The sequence below is a fragment of the Pseudonocardia hierapolitana genome (genome assembly GCF_007994075.1).
GTDB lineage: Bacteria > Actinomycetota > Actinomycetes > Mycobacteriales > Pseudonocardiaceae > Pseudonocardia > Pseudonocardia hierapolitana.
In genome coordinates, this window is the sequence record NZ_VIWU01000001.1 from 952,799 (window position 1) to 968,269 (window position 15,471).

Here is a 15,471-nt window from a genome sequence, read left to right on the forward strand (position 1 = left end):
TCCTCCAGTCAGGAGACTCGCTCAGCCCTGGTGCGTAGCGCGCGGTGCTGGACGAGCCATCCGACAACAGCCAAGATCACCCAGGCGGCGGTGGCGAGTGCACTCTGCACGCCGGTGGTGGGTTGACCGAGGAAGGCGAGGCTGGACGGGGCGAGGGTCGCCAGTGCGTTGAGGATGATGCTCGCGCCGCTGAGCGCGGTCACGGCCGCGAGCAAAGGCTCTCGGTACCGGTCGGCCAGGAATCCGACGATCAGACCGAGGGCCGCCGCGAAGAGCACCGCGACCAGTGCACTGCCCTCACCCAGGGCCACGTGCACGTAAACCTTGAGTGCGATCGTGGCGCCGGCGAGACCACCGATCACCCACATCGCGAACCTGAACACCAACGAGACGAGGACGAGCCCGGCGATCGCTCCGCCGACAGCTATGACGAGTCCGACGGGCCCGTCCGCGCCGAGCAGGTCGGCGAACGCCCAGGCGAGCGCGAAGCCCAAACAGAGCCCGGTCAGCCGCAACGAACGGCCCCCGGCGAAGCACAGCACCAGCCCCACCAGGAGGAGGAGCACGCCGGCAGGTAGGGCTGTCGCGGTCATCGACCGATCGTGGCCGTCCTCGAGCCTCGTGCCTTCACCTGCCTGGGGTGAGCGGCGGCACGAGCTGACCTCAACCTGAACCCTGTTCGTCCACGGGCGGCGCCGGCTCGGTCGCCGTACGCGCTGCTCTTCGATCCGCTCGTTCCTGCTCCACCTCAGCGCTCAGGAGGGCGCGGGTCTCGGCCGTTGGCCCCACGGCAGGTTGCCACCGGCGGGCACGCGGATCTGCATCCATGAGGACCGCCTTGGCGAGCAGTGTCAGCGGGACCGCCAGAATGGCTCCGATCGGGCCGATGATCACAGCCCAGAACAGCACCGAGAACAACGTCACCGTCTGACTCAGCGAAACCGCTTGGCCGACGACCCGGGGCTGGACGATCGACTGCACGACCGCATTGATGACGGCGTAGACGACCAACACGACGATCGCTGTCGACCAGCCTCCCACGAGGAATCCGAAGAAGAGCGGTGGAATGAGGGCGATGAAGTAGCCGACGTTCGGAATGAAGCTGCAGAGGAAGGAGAGCATTCCCCACAAAAGCGCGGACGGTACGCCCAGTAAGGCTAACGCAATGGTGTTCAGCGTTCCCTGCACGATGCCGAGCAACGTGGTCACGACCATGTAACGCCGCACATTCGACGTGTACTGCGTGATCGCGGCGATGAAGTCCGGGTTGACCTCTCGGAGCTGGCCGAAGATCACGCGAGCGTACGCTGAATCAGCCGCCATCAGGATCATCATCGTGAGAACGATCACCAGCGCTCCGGTCAGCGCCGCAACTCCGCCCAGCGCACCGGCGACCGTTGCCACGATGTTCCGGGGGTCGATCCCGGCCACAATGGCCTGGATCTGCGCCTGACCGATTCCCACGCTCCCCAGCCATCGAGCGACACTCTCACCGATTTGGGCGAATTGATCCGAATAGGTCGGCAACATCGCCAAGAACTGGGCCAAGGCGATCACGATCGCATACACGAATGCGGCCAGCACCCCGAACACGACGAGGACGATGGTTGGTGTGGCGATTCCCCTCGGCACGCCGCGCGCCGGCAGCCAGTCGCGAACGGGAGCCGCGCAGATCGTGAGGACGAGCGTGAGGAGCGTCGGAGCCAGGATTCCCCGCAGGCTGCTGATGCCGATCCCCGCGACGGTCGCCCCGGCCAGACCGACGAGAATGATGGCGGCCCGCGGGTACCTCTTCAGGGAGAGGCCATCAGCAGTCGTGGTGCTGCCACCTTCGACCACCTCCGGTGCGGCCGGGGATGTTGGCGGGGTATTGGAATCTGTCGACATCGCCACCTACGGCGTCATGATGTTGAAGGACGGGTTGCCTCTCTCGAGCACGTCCAGCAGCGACTGCAGGACCTTCCCGTCACCCGCGACGTCGGCACCGGGACTTGTGGTGTCGCCTCCGAGGAGCCCGAGCATCCTGCTGGTCGTCAAGGTCAGGGTCATGTCCGCGGTGTTGTCGGCCGGTCGCTCGCGGTGGACGAGCACACCGTTGTGCAGGGTGAGCCGGTGATTGGTGTCGATGTCGGTGAACGTCACGTCGAGGGACAGGTCGAGGTCCCACGCGCGGGGTCCGTTGACCGAGATCGCCAGCGAGTCGAACAGCTGCGCCGGGGTCAGCTGGGCGACGATCGCGGGCGCGGCCGTGACGGCCGGGGTACCGAAGTTTCCTTCACGGAGTTCGGTGGCGCCGGACAGGAAGAAGTTGCGCCACGTGCCGTTCTCGGCGCCGTAGCCCAGTTGCTCGAGGGTGTCCGCGTACAGCTCACGGGCAGGGCCGTGGTCCGAGTCGGTGAAGACCGCGTGGTCCAGCAGGGTGGCCGCCCACCGGTAGTCGCCGGAGTCGAACGCCGCCTGGGCGAGCTCGACGACCCGGTCGATGCCCCCGAGCGCGCCGACGTAGCGGGTGGCGAGCTCGGCGGGCGGGTACGGCCACAGCCGGGCCGGGTTGCCGTCGAACCAGCCCATGTAACGCTGGTAGATCGCTTTGACGTTGTGGCTGACCGAGCCGTAGTAGCCGTGAGTGCTCCACGAGTCCGTCAGGGCGGGCGGCAGTTCGATCATCTCGGCGATCTCGACCCCGGTGAACCCGTGGTTGAGCAGGCGCACGGTCTGGTCGTGCAGGTACGCGTACAGGTCGCGCTGGGTCGAGAGGAATGAGACGACCCGCTCGCGGCCCCACGTCGGCCAATGGTGGGAAGCGAAGGCCACGTCGGTCCGCGCCCCGAACGTGTCGATGGCCTCGGTCAGGTACTGCGACCACACGTGCGGGTCACGCACCAGGGCCCCACGCAGGGTCAGCAGGTTGTGCAGGGTGTGGGTCGCGTTCTCCGCCATGCACAACGCGCGGTACCGCGGGAAGTAGAAATGCATCTCCGCGGGAGCCTCGGTCCCCGGTGCCATCTGGAACTCGATCTCCACCCCGTCCACGGTGAGGGTCTGGCCGGTCGTGGTGATGTCGTGGGTGGGCACGATCAGCCCGATCTCACCGGTCGACGTCGTCTGCCCCAACCCTGCGCCCACCTGGCCCTGAGGGCCGCGCGCGAGCGCCGCGCCGTACATGTAGCCCGCGCGGCGGGCCATCGCCGTGCCCGCGTAGACGTTCTCCTCGACCGCGTGCTGGGTGAAGCCCTCCGGGGCGATCACCTGAACCTTCCCGGCGTCGACGTCGTCCTGCACGGCGACCCCGAAGACGCCACCGAAATGGTCGACGTGGCTGTGCGTGTAGATGACCGCAACCACCGGCCGGTCACCGCGATGCTCGCGGTACAGAGCCAGTGCCGCGGCCGCGGTCTCGGTGGAGATCAGCGGGTCGATGACGATCAACCCGGTGTCACCCTCGACGATCGTCATGTTCGACAGGTCCAGACCGCGCACCTGGTAGATGCCCTCGACCACCTCGAACAGACCTTGCTTCGCCACCAGCGTCGACTGCCGCCACAGGCTCGGGTTCACCGTCGCCGGCGCCTCGCCGGTCAGGAACGCGTAGCTGTCGCTCTCCCACACCACCCGGCCATCAGCAGCACGAACCACGCCCGGCTCCCACGCCCCCAAGAACCCCCGAGCGGCGTCATCGAAGTCCGCTGTGTTCCCGAACGGCAGCGTCGTGGACATCTCCCGATGGGCGAACTCCGTGGACCCGGTCGGCGGCTTCTGGATCATCAGCGCCCTGCCCATCGTCGAAGCGTGTCCGGTCAACGCGACCCTCGCGTCTCGTGGCACCGGTCCGCGTCACTCATTGCGGGTGATCCGCGGGTCGTGGGGCTGCCTCGGCGTCGCCGTACGGCGATGGCGAGGCGGGATGGCTCACCGACCGACGACCAAGGACGCCGAGCACCCGCCTCCGTCACCGATCCCGTCCTGCTCACGCGGCCTCATCCCTGACGGATGAGGCGCCTCGCCGCAGTCGTCGGGCAGGTTCGGTGCCCACCCGAGGACGGAGCGGGCCGGTGACGAGGAAGCACAGTGACGAGGAAGCACTACGACGAGCTGACCCCAGCTGCCCGCAAGCGCCTGATCGTGGCGTCCCTGCTGCGGGCAGGCGCATCGGTGACTCTGCTGACGGCCGTGTACTACACCATCCCGCTGGACCGGCCGCTCAATGCCGCCACCTGGATCCGGTTCGTGCTCGGCCTGGGGGCCTTCGCCGCGGTCATCGTCTGGCAGGTGCGGGCCATCCTCGCCTCCGACGTCCCGCGGCTGCGCGCCGTCGAGGCCGTCGCCATCGGCCTCCCGATGCTCCTGCTGCTGTTCGCCTCGACCTACCTCCGGATCTCCCGCGATGCCCCGGACAGCTTCAGCGAGGCGCTGGGCCGGACCGACGCGCTCTACTTCACGGTCACCGTCTTCACCACCGTCGGCTTCGGAGACATCGCACCACGCAGCGAACTCGCGCGGATCCTCACGATGATCCAGATGATCACCGGCCTCGTGGTCGTCGGGCTGGTCGCGAAGATCCTCTTGGGCGCCGTGCAGACGGCGGTTCGACGGCGGGAGAGCGAGGGCCCGGCAACGGCGGTGGCCCCGGACGGCCGGAACCCGGACACGCCCGGCCGCGGGTGACGGCTCACCCGTCACGGGTGAAGGACCCGCAAACAGGCGGGACCGACCTCGACCGGGGGCTCAGGTCGTCACCGCTCGCCGGACGGCCGGCGAGCGGTGGACCGCACGCCGGCCGGTCGGGAGTGCGCCGGTCAGGAGTGTGACCGTGCCGCAGCCTTGCCGCCGCGGGCGTGCCCGCGCGGTGCCGCGGCGGGTTCCGGATCGGCCGACGCGGTCGACCACGTGAACTCCACCTCGAGTTCCACCTCGTCTCCGTCGACCTCCACCTCGACCTCGCACCGGACGTGGTCGGGAACGTGGAGCTTCACGGTGCTGGCGCCGAGCTCGACTTCGACGTGGCCACCGGCGCCGAGCGCATCGGCCAGCGCGGAGAGCCGGCGGGCCGCCTCGTGCCGGGTGAGCGACTCTTTCCGGCTGATCTCGACGTCCGACATCACGAGCTCCGTTCTGGCCCAGGTTTCCGGCGTTGTGCTCTAGCGACTCACTCGGCGTCGGCGAAGGCCTCGCGCAGCTTGGCTTCCTGCTCGTTCGACAGGTTCGTCGACAGGAGGGTGGCGCCGGTCTGCTTGAACTCGTCCAGGACCTTGTCGACGACGACGTCCGAGACCATGACGAACAGCGCCGACGTGCCCGGCGTGACTTGCTCCCGCACCTGGCGGACGAAGGAGTCGTCGATGCCCACGTCGGACATCGAGCCCATGATCGCCCCCATGGCGGCCCCCATCGCCATGCCCAGCAGCGGCACGAAGAAGATGAGGCCGAACAGCAGACCCCAGAAGCTGCCGCCCAGCGCCCCGACCCCGGCCAGGCTGCGCAGCTGCTGTGTCTTCGGCTTCTTCCGCCCCTCGGTCCAGTAGACGTATGCGGCGTCGTTGATCGTGATCAGCTCTTCTTTCTGCATCCGCTGGAGGAGCCCGAGAGCACCCTCCGCTCCGTGCACCGTGTCGAACTTCCACACCGTCAAGGTCGCTGCCATGCCCGGCCTCCTTCAGGAACGATCGGTCGTCACGCACTCTGCTGACCGCGACCCGCCGCGCCATCACCCCGCGGGGGCGATCGTGGAAGGCGGCTCGGTCCGGGGTGGGCCCTTGCCCTGCTACCGCACCGTCCGGTTCATCTGAGGCAACTGCTGCCGCTGCCCGAGCCGTTCGAGCCAGGCCACGAGCTGGTGATGCACCGAGTCGGCCCCGACCAGGTGTCCGGCGACCGGCCAGTCCGCGGGGTGGATCAGCACCGACCGGGACTGCCAGCCGCCCAGCCCGCCGTGGCAGCCGACGAGCTCCTCGAACGCCGCCACCTCGCCGGTCGACACGTCGATCCGGCTGTTCACCAGGATGTCGCCGACATGCGGGAGCCGGTCGTGACGGCGCAGGTCATCCGCTGCATGCCGGCCGAACATCGCGAGCGGATCGAGGCCCTCCACGTGGTCGTCGAACAGCCTGCGTGTGCCGTTCGCGCCGAGGACGAGCGGGCCGTGGGTGCGGGAGCGCACCACGACGAATCCGATACCCGGATGCGTCGCGAGCCCGTTGAGCAGCCTCGGGTGCAGCTCATCGATCTCCTCGAGCGTCAGGCGCCCCGGTACGCGGGGGAAGTAGACGAGCCCGAGGTTGCCGGACGCGACGACCACGAGATCCGGGCGCTCGGCGCCGGGCGGCCGGTCCGCTGGCCTCCCCTCCTCGGGAGGACGCCGGCGCTGGATGCGGCGCGTCATGCCGCCCGCCATCCCGCCCTGGGCGGTCACCTCGGTGAGGAGCGCGTTGACCCGCCCCCATTGCTCCTGCCCGTGCGTCGCCGCCGCGAGCTCGGCCCCGGCGCGCATCTGCTGCCGGACGAGGTCCTCCAACCGCATGCCGTAGCGCTGCAGGAACGTGGCGCCCTGGCTCTGCCCGTGGTCGGACAGCACCACGAAGCGGTACGGCCGGGGGGCGGCCCGCGCGACCTGCTCGAGCGTGCCCAGCACCCGGTCGATCCCCTCGAGCGAGGCCAGCGATTCGGGACGCGTCGGGCCGGCATGGTGGGCGATCTCGTCGTAGTCGACGAGGTCGCAGTAGAGCGACGGTGCTCCCCCGCGGAGGTGTGCCGCGACCAGGTAGGTGTTCAGCTCGCGCAGCAGCACGTTCGTCACACCACGCAGGGCCACGTAGGACGCGCCGCGATGGACCCGCGGCTCGATGCCGCGCAGCCGCTGGCGGCGGCCCTGGTACAGCTCCTTGATCATCTCCGCGACGGTGAGGACCAGCGAGCGGGTCAACCCGTAGGGATCCACGAAGAAGGCACTCAGCCAGCGGGTCGGGCGGGGTGCCGAACCCGACCCCGCCGTGCTCATCGTCAGGCTGCTGATCGGCGCGTCACCGGAGAAGATGTTGGAGAGGCTCACGCCGTCATCGGCGAGCAACCCGCGCCCGTCGGACAGCCGTGACTCGACCAGCGCGCTGTCCTTGGGGTGGTTGGTCACGACGAGCCGGCCGGCGTCCTTCTCCCACCAGCGGAACGCCGGCACCTCGTCACTCCCGCCGTGCAGCAGGCCGGCCTGGCTGGCCGGGGTCGTCGCCGGTAGCTCGGCGTGCCACTCGGTGAGGGTGTGGCTGCCCGACCGGATCCAGCGGCTCAACGTCGGCAGGTTGCCCGCCTGGACGGCCCAGCGCGCGAGCGGGGCGGACAGGCCGTCGATCTGGATCATGACGACACCCGGGGCATCGGTTGGCGTAGCGGCCCGGCGGGCGCTGCGCGTGCTGCGCAGGAGGTGCGCGATGACCGCACGGTTGTCCCCCGCCGTGACGAACCAGCTGGCGATGCTCACCAGGATCGCGTAGAGCCACGAGGCCCAGAACGCGTCCCAGAACCCTCCGACGTGGATTCCCGGGGTGACGGAAAGGGCCAGGTACATCAGCACGGCCTGGCTCAGGAGCCACCCCGCGATCACCCCGGCCCATCCGAGCCGCACGGCCACGGCCACGAACGCGGGCCGCAGCACCGCGGCGAGCAGCCCGAGGAGCACGACGGCGAGCAGGACGGCCCAGCGCACGTCCAGGGATACGCCGGGCAGCACTGCGATCGTGAACCCCATCGCGGCCCATCCGACCAGGAGCAGCAGGACCCCGTGGCGCACAGCAGCCTCCGTCGTTCCCGTCGTGCTTTCCCGCGATGGTCGGCGGAAGCAGTGCGCTCGGCCCCATCCGTGCGGGATGAGTTCGGCCCCGGGATCCCCGCGATACCCGGGGCCTGCAGCCGCAGCGGCGCACGGCCGGAGGTTCACCCGCGGCGGAGGGTCAGAACGCTCTCGCGCGCCGTTAACGTCCTCCCCGGCGAGACCGAGAATCCTCGGTCGTCCTTCCAAGGAGGCACCATGGCCGCATCGCCATCGCCTCATGCCGGTCGAGCGGGCAGGCGTTACCGGCTGGTCACGCCCGCCGGTGTCATCGACATCTCCGTGATGCGCAGCCACCCGGACGGCACCGTCGACGTCCTGTGCACCTGTTGCGGCGCCCGATGGGAGCGACGGCACCTCCAGCTCGGGAGCTGCGGGATCGTGACGCAGGAAATGTGAGCACCCGGAGGCCAGATCCGGGGGTTCGGCTGTTCGGTCGCCGTCCGGAGGCAGGGCACAACGATCCCGCCGCCTCGGTCATGATCCCGAGCGGAGGACGCGGCGGAGCCGCACCGCGTTCCCATCCGCAGCGAGCCAACGCTGCACCACGAGCGTCAGCGTCCCGGCCGCCACCAGCACGGCCACGTTGGTGCCGAGGACAGCGAGTGCGCCCAAGGCCTTGGACGCTTCGCCGACGCCGGCCGCGACCCCGAGGTACGCCGCGGCGGGGATCGTGGTGATCGAGATGCCCACACCCACTGCCGCGCTCGCACGGGTCTCGAGGGCGAGCATGCCGGCGACACCCGCCGCGAGCGCGACTCCTACGGTCGAAACGTTGATCGTCGTCAGCCCGGCGACCACGGCTTCGCCGACCACGAACCCGGGTGGCAGGACGCCGAGGAGACCGAGGCACTTGCTCAGCACCCCCGCGGCGAGGCACGCTGCGCCCATCCCGATGGCCAGCGTCGCGAGCGCCCGCAGGACGAGCCGGCCACGCCGGCTCGCCAGGCCGACGCAGGCCGCGGTGATGGGCAGCAGGTCGGGGCTCACCGCCATCGCGCCGACGATCAGTATGCCGCTCGCCTCGATCACGCCGAAGCCCGCGATGACGCCCGCCGCGACGAGGAACACGAGGTAGCGCGCGACCGGACGCGAGTTCGCCCTGGCCTGCCCGAGCACGTCGGCCCAGATCAGGCTCCCGGCCGTGCGCCCCGGCTTGATCGGCCCGATCTCGTCGATCCGTGCGAGCTTGATGTCCTCCTGGGCAACCCCGCTGCGCACGAGCAGCTCGAGCACGGCGTCGGCGGACTCCGCGAAGACCTCCGCGCTGAGGAGGACGTACCCGGCGCGTACCCCTGGGGCGACGGCGACGTTGCGCGCCGCGCCGCGATCCTCGAGGTCGCCGCCGATCCCGGTGAGTGAGTCGGCGTGACCGTAAACCCTGAGATGGAGCATCCTCAGAAGATCGCTATCGGTTCGAGCGGCGGCGAACCGTCGTACGAGGTCTCGTCGCCCCAGCGCCCCCGGTCGGAGACCGGGTGGAAGGGTTCACGGAGCTCCGCCGCCGTCATGTCCACGCGCGTCACCGCGGCGAACCTAGAGCGACGCGGTTCGCTGCGCCTCGTCCGATTCGGGTGACGGGGCGGCCGGACCGATCGTGGTGTCACCCTCCAGCGGCCGCTACGTGGTGGGTGGGGTCGAGTTTGATGGGCAGGCTGCCTGGGCGCTGTCCAGGATGGCTGCCGCGGCCTTTTCGACCTCGCCGACGGACGTGGCGATCTCGCCGAGCTTCGAGGAGAGGTCGGCCTGGTTCTGCAGGCCCTCGACCGTGCTGCCGAGGGCGGCGACCGCCTCCTTCAGATCCTGGGCCTGAGGGCCGAACTCGGCCGATGCGGCGTCCGCCAGTCCGTTCGCGGCGGTGCCTAGGTTCTGCAGGGCCGCCTTCACCCCGTCGAGACCCACTGCGACCGCGTCGAGCTCGGTGAGCTGGTTGGTGGCGGTGCGGAAGTCGGCGACCGCGGTGCAGAGCTCGGCCGAGGTGCTCGCGGTGGTGGTCGGGGCAGGTGGGGCCGCAGGTGGGGCCGAGGGTGTGGCCCCGGAGCAGCCGGCGCCGCTCAGAGCGAGCAGCGTGGCTGCGATCAATCCGGCGGCTGCCCGCCGTCCCACCGGGTGGCTCATCATGATCAGCGGTCCGCCTCCGATGTCGGTTGGTGTGGGCACCGAACCTGCCCGACGGATCCGACGGGCGCCTCATACGTCAGGGATGAAGCCGCGCGCCTCGCCGCCGCACCGACCAGTAGGACCCCGTAGCCACCAACCCCCTGCTCAGCAGGAAACCGCAGGTCGGGTCCGCGGCGACCGACGAGCGCCGGCCAGGCACGAAACCACCTGCAACGGATGAGAACGCTCGCCTGACTCGAGGCGACAGTGGCGTACAGGCGCAAGTGGCATCTCGGCGCACCCCGAGTGAGGGAAGCACAGGTCATGGCTGCAGGGGAAGGTCAAGCCTGCCGTTGAGGCGGACGGCTTCGGAATGCCGATTCGGAACGCGGGCCCGATCCACGGGAGGAACGGATGGCAACAACTGAGACCGGAGCGCCCCGGCCGGGCGTCGGCGTCGGCCCGACGAGCGAATTCAGCCTGTTCTTCCGTCTCAAGCCGGGCCACGGGGACGCCTTGCGGGAAGCGCTCGAGGCGCTGCAGACCCATCCGGGGTACCGGCCCGGGGAATACCACATGGCGATCGCGACGATTCATGAGGCCAGGTTCGTGCTGTTCGACGAGGACACGCGGCTCCTGTTCGCGACCAGCTTCGACGGCTCGTGGGACGCCTACATGGACGACTTCGCCACGTCCGGGCCGACGCTGCAGCTGTTCGACGCCACCTTCCAGCACGTCGAAGGCTACGACGGCCTACCAGACGCCGCGGCGGTGAAGACGTTCATCTTAGGCGCCCAGGTTACCGCGGCTGCTTACGCGCGGAACTACCCCGGCACGGTCAAGGAGATCCGCAAGGCTCTACGGGTCAACAAGGCGTTCCAGCAGGTGCTCGACGACCCGGAGGCCGCCACGGTGCTGCAGCAGCCGGCCCTGAAGCCGCTGTTGGACGAGGCCGCCGACTCCACGTAGCCCGACTCCACGTAGCCCTTGGGAGCCAATCAGCAGGAGCCATGGAGGAGCGGCGTGTCGGACCACATCTCAGGGCCGCGGGCCTTGGCCGAGCCGATCGCGGACATCACCGATGTCTACGCGTTTCCGAGCCCGGAGCATTCCGGCCGGCTCGTGCTGGTGATGAACACCCTCCCGTTCGCCCAGCCATCCGCGCGGTTCTCCGACGGGCTGGTCTACCGCTTCCGGTTGCGCCCGGTCGCCGCGGCCGCCCGGGATGATCCTGCGCTGTTCGTGGTCGGCCCGGAGGAGTTCGCGTTCGACTGCGTGTTCTCCACCCCCGTGAGCGGCGGCGCCGCCGGGTCCGACCAGGACGGCGCGTGCACCACGCCGGCCGGCGAGACGGTCTCCTTCAGCGTGAACGACGAGCGGGTCGGCTCGGCGCCCGGCGTTCGCGTCTTCGCCGGGCCGCGCTGGGATCCGTTCATCATGGACGCCCCCGCGGCGCTGGAGACGATCGCCACGGGCAAGCTGGCGTTCACCGATCCGAGTGCGATCTTCCTGGACGGCAAGAACGTCCTCAGCCTCGTCGTCGAGGTCGACTGCGCCGGGCTGCTCGGCGGCGCGGAGCTGGTCGGGGTGGTCGCCGAGACCCTGACCCGAGGCCCGATCCCCGTCCGCATGGAACGCGTGGGGCGACCCGAGGTGAAGAACCTCCTGCTGGCGCCCAAGCAGTTCGACCCCGTCAACCGCGACCTGGAGATCCGTGACCTGTACAACAGCGAGGACGCGTTCGCGCTCGCGCCGGCCTACCAGGGCGCCTACCGGGCGCGGCTGAACGCCAACCTGGCCTTCTGGGACGGCCTGGATGGCAACCAGGACTGGCCGGCGGACAAGGGTGGCGCCCACCCGCTGACCGAGCTGCTGCTGGCGGACTTCCTCGTCGTGGACGTCACCAAGCCGTACGCCGAGCAGGGCTCCTTCCTGGAGCTCGAGCTGGCCACCCGCGGGGCTCGCGCGCACCAGACTTGTGGGGGTCGGGCCCTCAACGACGACGTGATGGACACGCTGTTCACGCTGCTGGTCAACGCCGGGAACGGGCCCAGGATCCGCGACGGCGTCGACCAGGCGACAAAGCCAGCAGCGCGCACCTTCCCCTACCTGGCAGCGCCGAACCCGGACCCTCCCCAGCCCCCAGAACACCTCTAGGAATGCGACGTCCATGGACACTGTGAGCGCGCAGGAGACCGTCAACCTCGAGCTCGACGACCTCCAAAGTGGGGTGCTGCACCCACGACCGTCGCCCTACGTCGGCCGCTATCTGCTGTTGCGCATCGACGACCGCGCGGCGGGGCGGGAGCTGCTGCGGCGGCTGCACCCGGTGGTCAGCGCCGGCCGGCCCTCCTCCGACCCGGCCCGCGGCGCCTGGGTCACCGTTGCCCTCACCTACCAGGGCCTGAAGGCGCTCGGCGTGCCGCAGGAGTCGCTGGACAGCTTCGCGCCGGAGTTCCAGCAGGGCATGGCGGCCCGTGCGGCCGAGCTCGGCGACCTCGGCGAGAGCAGCCCGGCCAATTGGGAGCAGCCGCTCGGAACCCCTGATGTCCATGTGGCGCTGGCGGCGCTGTCACCGGACGCCGCGCGGCTGGCGACGGTGGTCGAGCGGGCCCGCCGCGCCCACCAGGACCTGCCCGGGGTGGAGGTGATCTGGCGCCAGGACTGCTACCAGCTCCCCACGGGGCGCACCTCCTTCGGCTTCAAGGACGGGATCGGCCAGCCGGCGGTGGAGGGCAGCGGCATCCCGGGCTCCAACCCCAGGGAGCGACCGATCAAGGCGGGCGAGTTCATCCTCGGCTACCCCGACGAGACGGGGAGCCTGCCGCCGATGCCGACCCCTCAGCTGCTCGGTCGCAACGGCACCTACATCGTGTTCCGGAAGCTGCACACCCGCGTCGCGGCCTACCGGCGCTACCTCCGCGAACGAGCTTCCAGCCGCGAGGAGGAGGCGCGGCTGGGCGCCAAGATGGTCGGACGCTGGCAAAGTGGCGCGCCCCTGGCGCTGTCACCGGACCACGACGATCCCCAGCTCGGCGCGGATCCCGCGCGCAACAACGACTTCGACTACCACGACGATCTGCGCGGGTTCAAGTGCCCGGCTGGCGCGCACGCACGGCGCGCGAACCCGCGGGACGCGCTCGACAGCGAGGGAAGCGTCTACGTCCGCCTCCACCGGATGATCCGGCGCGGCACCAGCTACGGCCCCATGTTGCCCGAAGGCGTCCTGGAGGACGACGGCGTCGACCGCGGAATCGTCTTCGTGTTCGTCGGTGCCCACCTGAAGCGCCAGTTCGAGTTCGTCAAGACCCAGTGGATCAACGACGGCATCTTCATCGGCACACCCGCCGAGAAGGACCCGCTCGCCGGGCCGAACGACGGGTCCGGCGCGTTCACCATCCCGCAGCGGCCGATCCGGCGTCGGCTGCAGGGCCTGCCACCGTTCGTCGTCACCCGCGGTGGCGAGTACTGCTTCGTGCCGGGCCTGCGAGCCCTGCGCTGGCTGGCGGAGCTGGAGACCTGAACGGGCATCGAAATCCCAGGAAAGGAGGGCGACGTGACAACGAGCCCGACGAGCACCGACCGCTGGAAGGCACTCGACTTCGGCCCGCCGCCATCGGGGCTGGCGGAGCCCGAACTGCCGGTGCTCGTCGATTACGGCTCCGGCGGACGCGTGGCACTCATCACCCTGAACCGGCCGCACACCGACAACGCGATCACGACGGAGATGGGGGCGCGGCTGACGGAGGTCCTGGAGACGATCGCGGTCCGTCCCGCCGTGCGCGTCGCCATCATCACCGGCGCCGGCGACCGAGCCTTCTCGGTCGGCAGCGACCTGCGCCAGCGCAAGGACATGACCAAGGAGCAATGGCTGCGGCAGCGCCAGGACTTCGACCGCACGCTCTACACCCTGCGCCAGCTGCGCAAGCCGATCTTCGCCGCCGTCAACGGCATCGCCTACGGCGGCGGCTGCGAGATCGCCCAGAGCACCGACTTCATCATCGCGTCCGACAACGCGACCTTCGGCCAGCCCGAAGCGATGATCGGCCTGGCCGCCGGTGGCGGCTCGCCGGCCCTACTGCCCCGTTTGCTCCCGCCGGGCAAAGCCCTGCAGATGCTGATGACCGGCGACCCGATCACCGCGCAGGAGGCCCACCGGCTGGGCATGGTCAACGAGCTCCACCCCCAGGACGAGCTGCTGGAGGTTGCGCACCGCATCGCGGACAAGATCGCCAGCAACTCTCCCACGGCGGTCCAGGCGGTCAAGCGAGCCGTCCGGATGGGCCAGGGGCAGCCGATCGAACAGGCCATCGCGATCATGATGGAGGCCCACTGGCGCTCAGCCGTGCACCCCGACCGCGTCGAAGGCATCGGCGCCTTCAACGACGACCGGGAGCCCACCTTTCAGGATCCCGACTACTGAGGCGCGACCCGCGCGTCCGCGGCCATCCACGAGGAGGCGGAGAACATGACCTTGGCAGATGACCTGGCGCAGGCGCGTTCGGCGCTCACGATGATCCACGACGAGCCCTTCAACGCAGAAGCCCCGCCGGAGGCCCTGGAAGGCGACACCACGCCGACGGAACTCCACTACGTCCGCAGCAACTTCGCGGTACCGGCCCACGATGGATCGCTCGAGGTCGGTGGCGCGATCGAGCACCCGAGGACCCTGACGCTCGACGACCTGCGCGCCATGCCCTCGGTCGAGCGGGCCGTCACGATGGAATGCGCCGGGAACGGGCGACTCGCGATGCGACCGCTGCCGGCCGGCGAACCATGGGGTGACTACGCCGTCTCCACGGCTCGCTGGACCGGTGCCCTCCTGCACCAGGTGCTGGAGGAGGCCAAGCCGGCGGCGGAGGGCGTCGAGGTTCGCTTCGCAGGAGCCGACCACGGCTCGTACCTGCTCCATCCGGTCCTCGCCGTCACCAAGCGGTCCGACTTGACCTTCGTGCGGTCCCTGACTCTCGCCCACGCAACCGACCCGCAAGCCGAGATCCTGATCGCCTACGAGATGAACGGCGAGCCGCTCAACCCCGACCACGGCGCGCCCTTCCGGCTCATCGTGCCCCACTGGTACGGCGTCGCCTCCGTGAAATGGCTGAAGCACATCGACGTCCTGACCGAGCCGTACGCCGGGGAGTTCGAAACCGGGCACTACATGTACCAGTGGGCCGATCGTCCGCCTGAGCGCGTCACCCTCATGCGTGTGCGCGCGCGGATCACCGATCCCGCTCGGGGCGCGACCATCCCCGCTGGGACCTACACCGTGCGCGGAAAGGCCTGGTCGGGTACCGGACCGATCACGAACGTCGACGTCAGCCTCACCGGCGAAGGCGAATGGCACCCGGCGCAGGTCGAACCCCCGAAGGGCCCGTACCAGTGGCAGGATTGGTCGTTCGCGTGGAAGGCGACCGAGCGCTGCCGCCACAGCCTCCGCGCCCGTGCGGTCGACGCAGCCGGCAACGTGCAGCCCGAGGTCCCACCCTGGAACCGCCTCGGCTACGGCAACAACGCCGTCGAGGTTTCCTACGTCGACGTGCGCTGACGCCGGC

The 15,471-nt window shown here is 69.9% G+C and carries 16 protein-coding genes; 7 read left to right on the forward strand and 9 right to left on the reverse strand.

Going from position 1 to position 15,471, the window contains the following annotated elements; translation table 11 throughout:
• Window positions 1-8 precede the first annotated feature (8 nt).
• From FHX44_RS04640 to FHX44_RS04650, 3 genes are all read right to left on the reverse strand, one after another.
• Entirely contained in the window at window positions 9-593 is a 585-nt protein-coding gene (locus FHX44_RS04640; RefSeq protein WP_147254327.1) for a DUF4203 domain-containing protein, read from the reverse strand.
• Between the two features lie 70 nt (window positions 594-663).
• Entirely contained in the window at window positions 664-1,887 is a 1,224-nt protein-coding gene (locus FHX44_RS04645; RefSeq protein WP_246170903.1) for an AI-2E family transporter, read from the reverse strand.
• Window positions 1,888-1,893: 6 nt separating this feature from the next.
• A complete protein-coding gene (locus FHX44_RS04650) occupies window positions 1,894-3,780 on the reverse strand; it encodes an alkyl/aryl-sulfatase (protein ID WP_246170209.1) in 1,887 nt (628 codons plus the stop codon).
• 288 nt (window positions 3,781-4,068) lie between these two features.
• Between FHX44_RS04650 and FHX44_RS04655 the strand changes: the two genes are divergently transcribed.
• Window positions 4,069-4,665, forward strand: a complete 597-nt coding sequence (locus tag FHX44_RS04655; RefSeq protein ID WP_246170210.1) for a potassium channel family protein — start codon at window positions 4,069-4,071, stop codon at window positions 4,663-4,665.
• A 131-nt stretch (window positions 4,666-4,796) separates the two neighbouring features.
• Here the strand turns inward: FHX44_RS04655 and FHX44_RS04660 are convergent, their stop codons facing one another.
• From FHX44_RS04660 to FHX44_RS04670, 3 genes are all read right to left on the reverse strand, one after another.
• Window positions 4,797-5,099 (reverse strand): amphi-Trp domain-containing protein, encoded by a 303-nt coding sequence (locus FHX44_RS04660; RefSeq protein ID WP_147254329.1) that lies wholly within the window; start codon window positions 5,097-5,099, stop codon window positions 4,797-4,799.
• A 47-nt stretch (window positions 5,100-5,146) separates the two neighbouring features.
• Window positions 5,147-5,641: a DUF1269 domain-containing protein gene (locus FHX44_RS04665; protein ID WP_147254330.1), complete on the reverse strand. Its 495-nt coding sequence runs from the start codon at window positions 5,639-5,641 to the stop codon at window positions 5,147-5,149.
• Window positions 5,642-5,761: 120 nt separating this feature from the next.
• Window positions 5,762-7,777 (reverse strand): alkaline phosphatase family protein, encoded by a 2,016-nt coding sequence (locus tag FHX44_RS04670; protein WP_212612327.1) that lies wholly within the window; start codon window positions 7,775-7,777, stop codon window positions 5,762-5,764.
• A 237-nt stretch (window positions 7,778-8,014) separates the two neighbouring features.
• Here FHX44_RS04670 and FHX44_RS04675 point away from each other — a divergent pair, with 237 nt between their 5' ends.
• Window positions 8,015-8,215, forward strand: coding sequence for a hypothetical protein (locus FHX44_RS04675; protein WP_147254332.1), 201 nt, complete (start codon window positions 8,015-8,017; stop codon window positions 8,213-8,215).
• Window positions 8,216-8,293: 78 nt separating this feature from the next.
• Here the strand turns inward: FHX44_RS04675 and FHX44_RS04680 are convergent, their stop codons facing one another.
• From FHX44_RS04680 to FHX44_RS04685, 3 genes are all read right to left on the reverse strand, one after another.
• Window positions 8,294-9,211 carry a DUF389 domain-containing protein gene (locus FHX44_RS04680; protein WP_147254333.1) on the reverse strand — a complete coding sequence of 306 codons (918 nt, stop codon included), beginning with the start codon at window positions 9,209-9,211 and terminating at the stop codon, window positions 8,294-8,296.
• A 2-nt stretch (window positions 9,212-9,213) separates the two neighbouring features.
• Window positions 9,214-9,342: a hypothetical protein gene (locus FHX44_RS43750; RefSeq protein WP_281287870.1), complete on the reverse strand. Its 129-nt coding sequence runs from the start codon at window positions 9,340-9,342 to the stop codon at window positions 9,214-9,216.
• A gap of 94 nt (window positions 9,343-9,436) precedes the next feature.
• Window positions 9,437-9,976: a hypothetical protein gene (locus FHX44_RS04685; protein ID WP_147254334.1), complete on the reverse strand. Its 540-nt coding sequence runs from the start codon at window positions 9,974-9,976 to the stop codon at window positions 9,437-9,439.
• 354 nt (window positions 9,977-10,330) lie between these two features.
• Here FHX44_RS04685 and FHX44_RS04690 point away from each other — a divergent pair, with 354 nt between their 5' ends.
• From FHX44_RS04690 to FHX44_RS04710, 5 genes are all read left to right on the forward strand, one after another.
• Window positions 10,331-10,885, forward strand: coding sequence for a hypothetical protein (locus FHX44_RS04690; protein ID WP_147254335.1), 555 nt, complete (start codon window positions 10,331-10,333; stop codon window positions 10,883-10,885).
• A gap of 54 nt (window positions 10,886-10,939) precedes the next feature.
• Entirely contained in the window at window positions 10,940-12,073 is a 1,134-nt protein-coding gene (locus FHX44_RS04695) for a DUF4331 family protein (RefSeq protein WP_147254336.1), read from the forward strand.
• Between the two features lie 13 nt (window positions 12,074-12,086).
• Complete coding sequence (locus FHX44_RS04700; protein WP_147254337.1) at window positions 12,087-13,439, forward strand: Dyp-type peroxidase; 1,353 nt, start codon at window positions 12,087-12,089, stop codon at window positions 13,437-13,439.
• 120 nt (window positions 13,440-13,559) lie between these two features.
• A complete protein-coding gene (locus FHX44_RS04705; protein WP_170308773.1) occupies window positions 13,560-14,339 on the forward strand; it encodes an enoyl-CoA hydratase/isomerase family protein in 780 nt (259 codons plus the stop codon).
• 45 nt (window positions 14,340-14,384) lie between these two features.
• Window positions 14,385-15,464, forward strand: coding sequence for a sulfite oxidase (locus FHX44_RS04710; protein ID WP_147254339.1), 1,080 nt, complete (start codon window positions 14,385-14,387; stop codon window positions 15,462-15,464).
• Window positions 15,465-15,471: the final 7 nt, after the last annotated feature.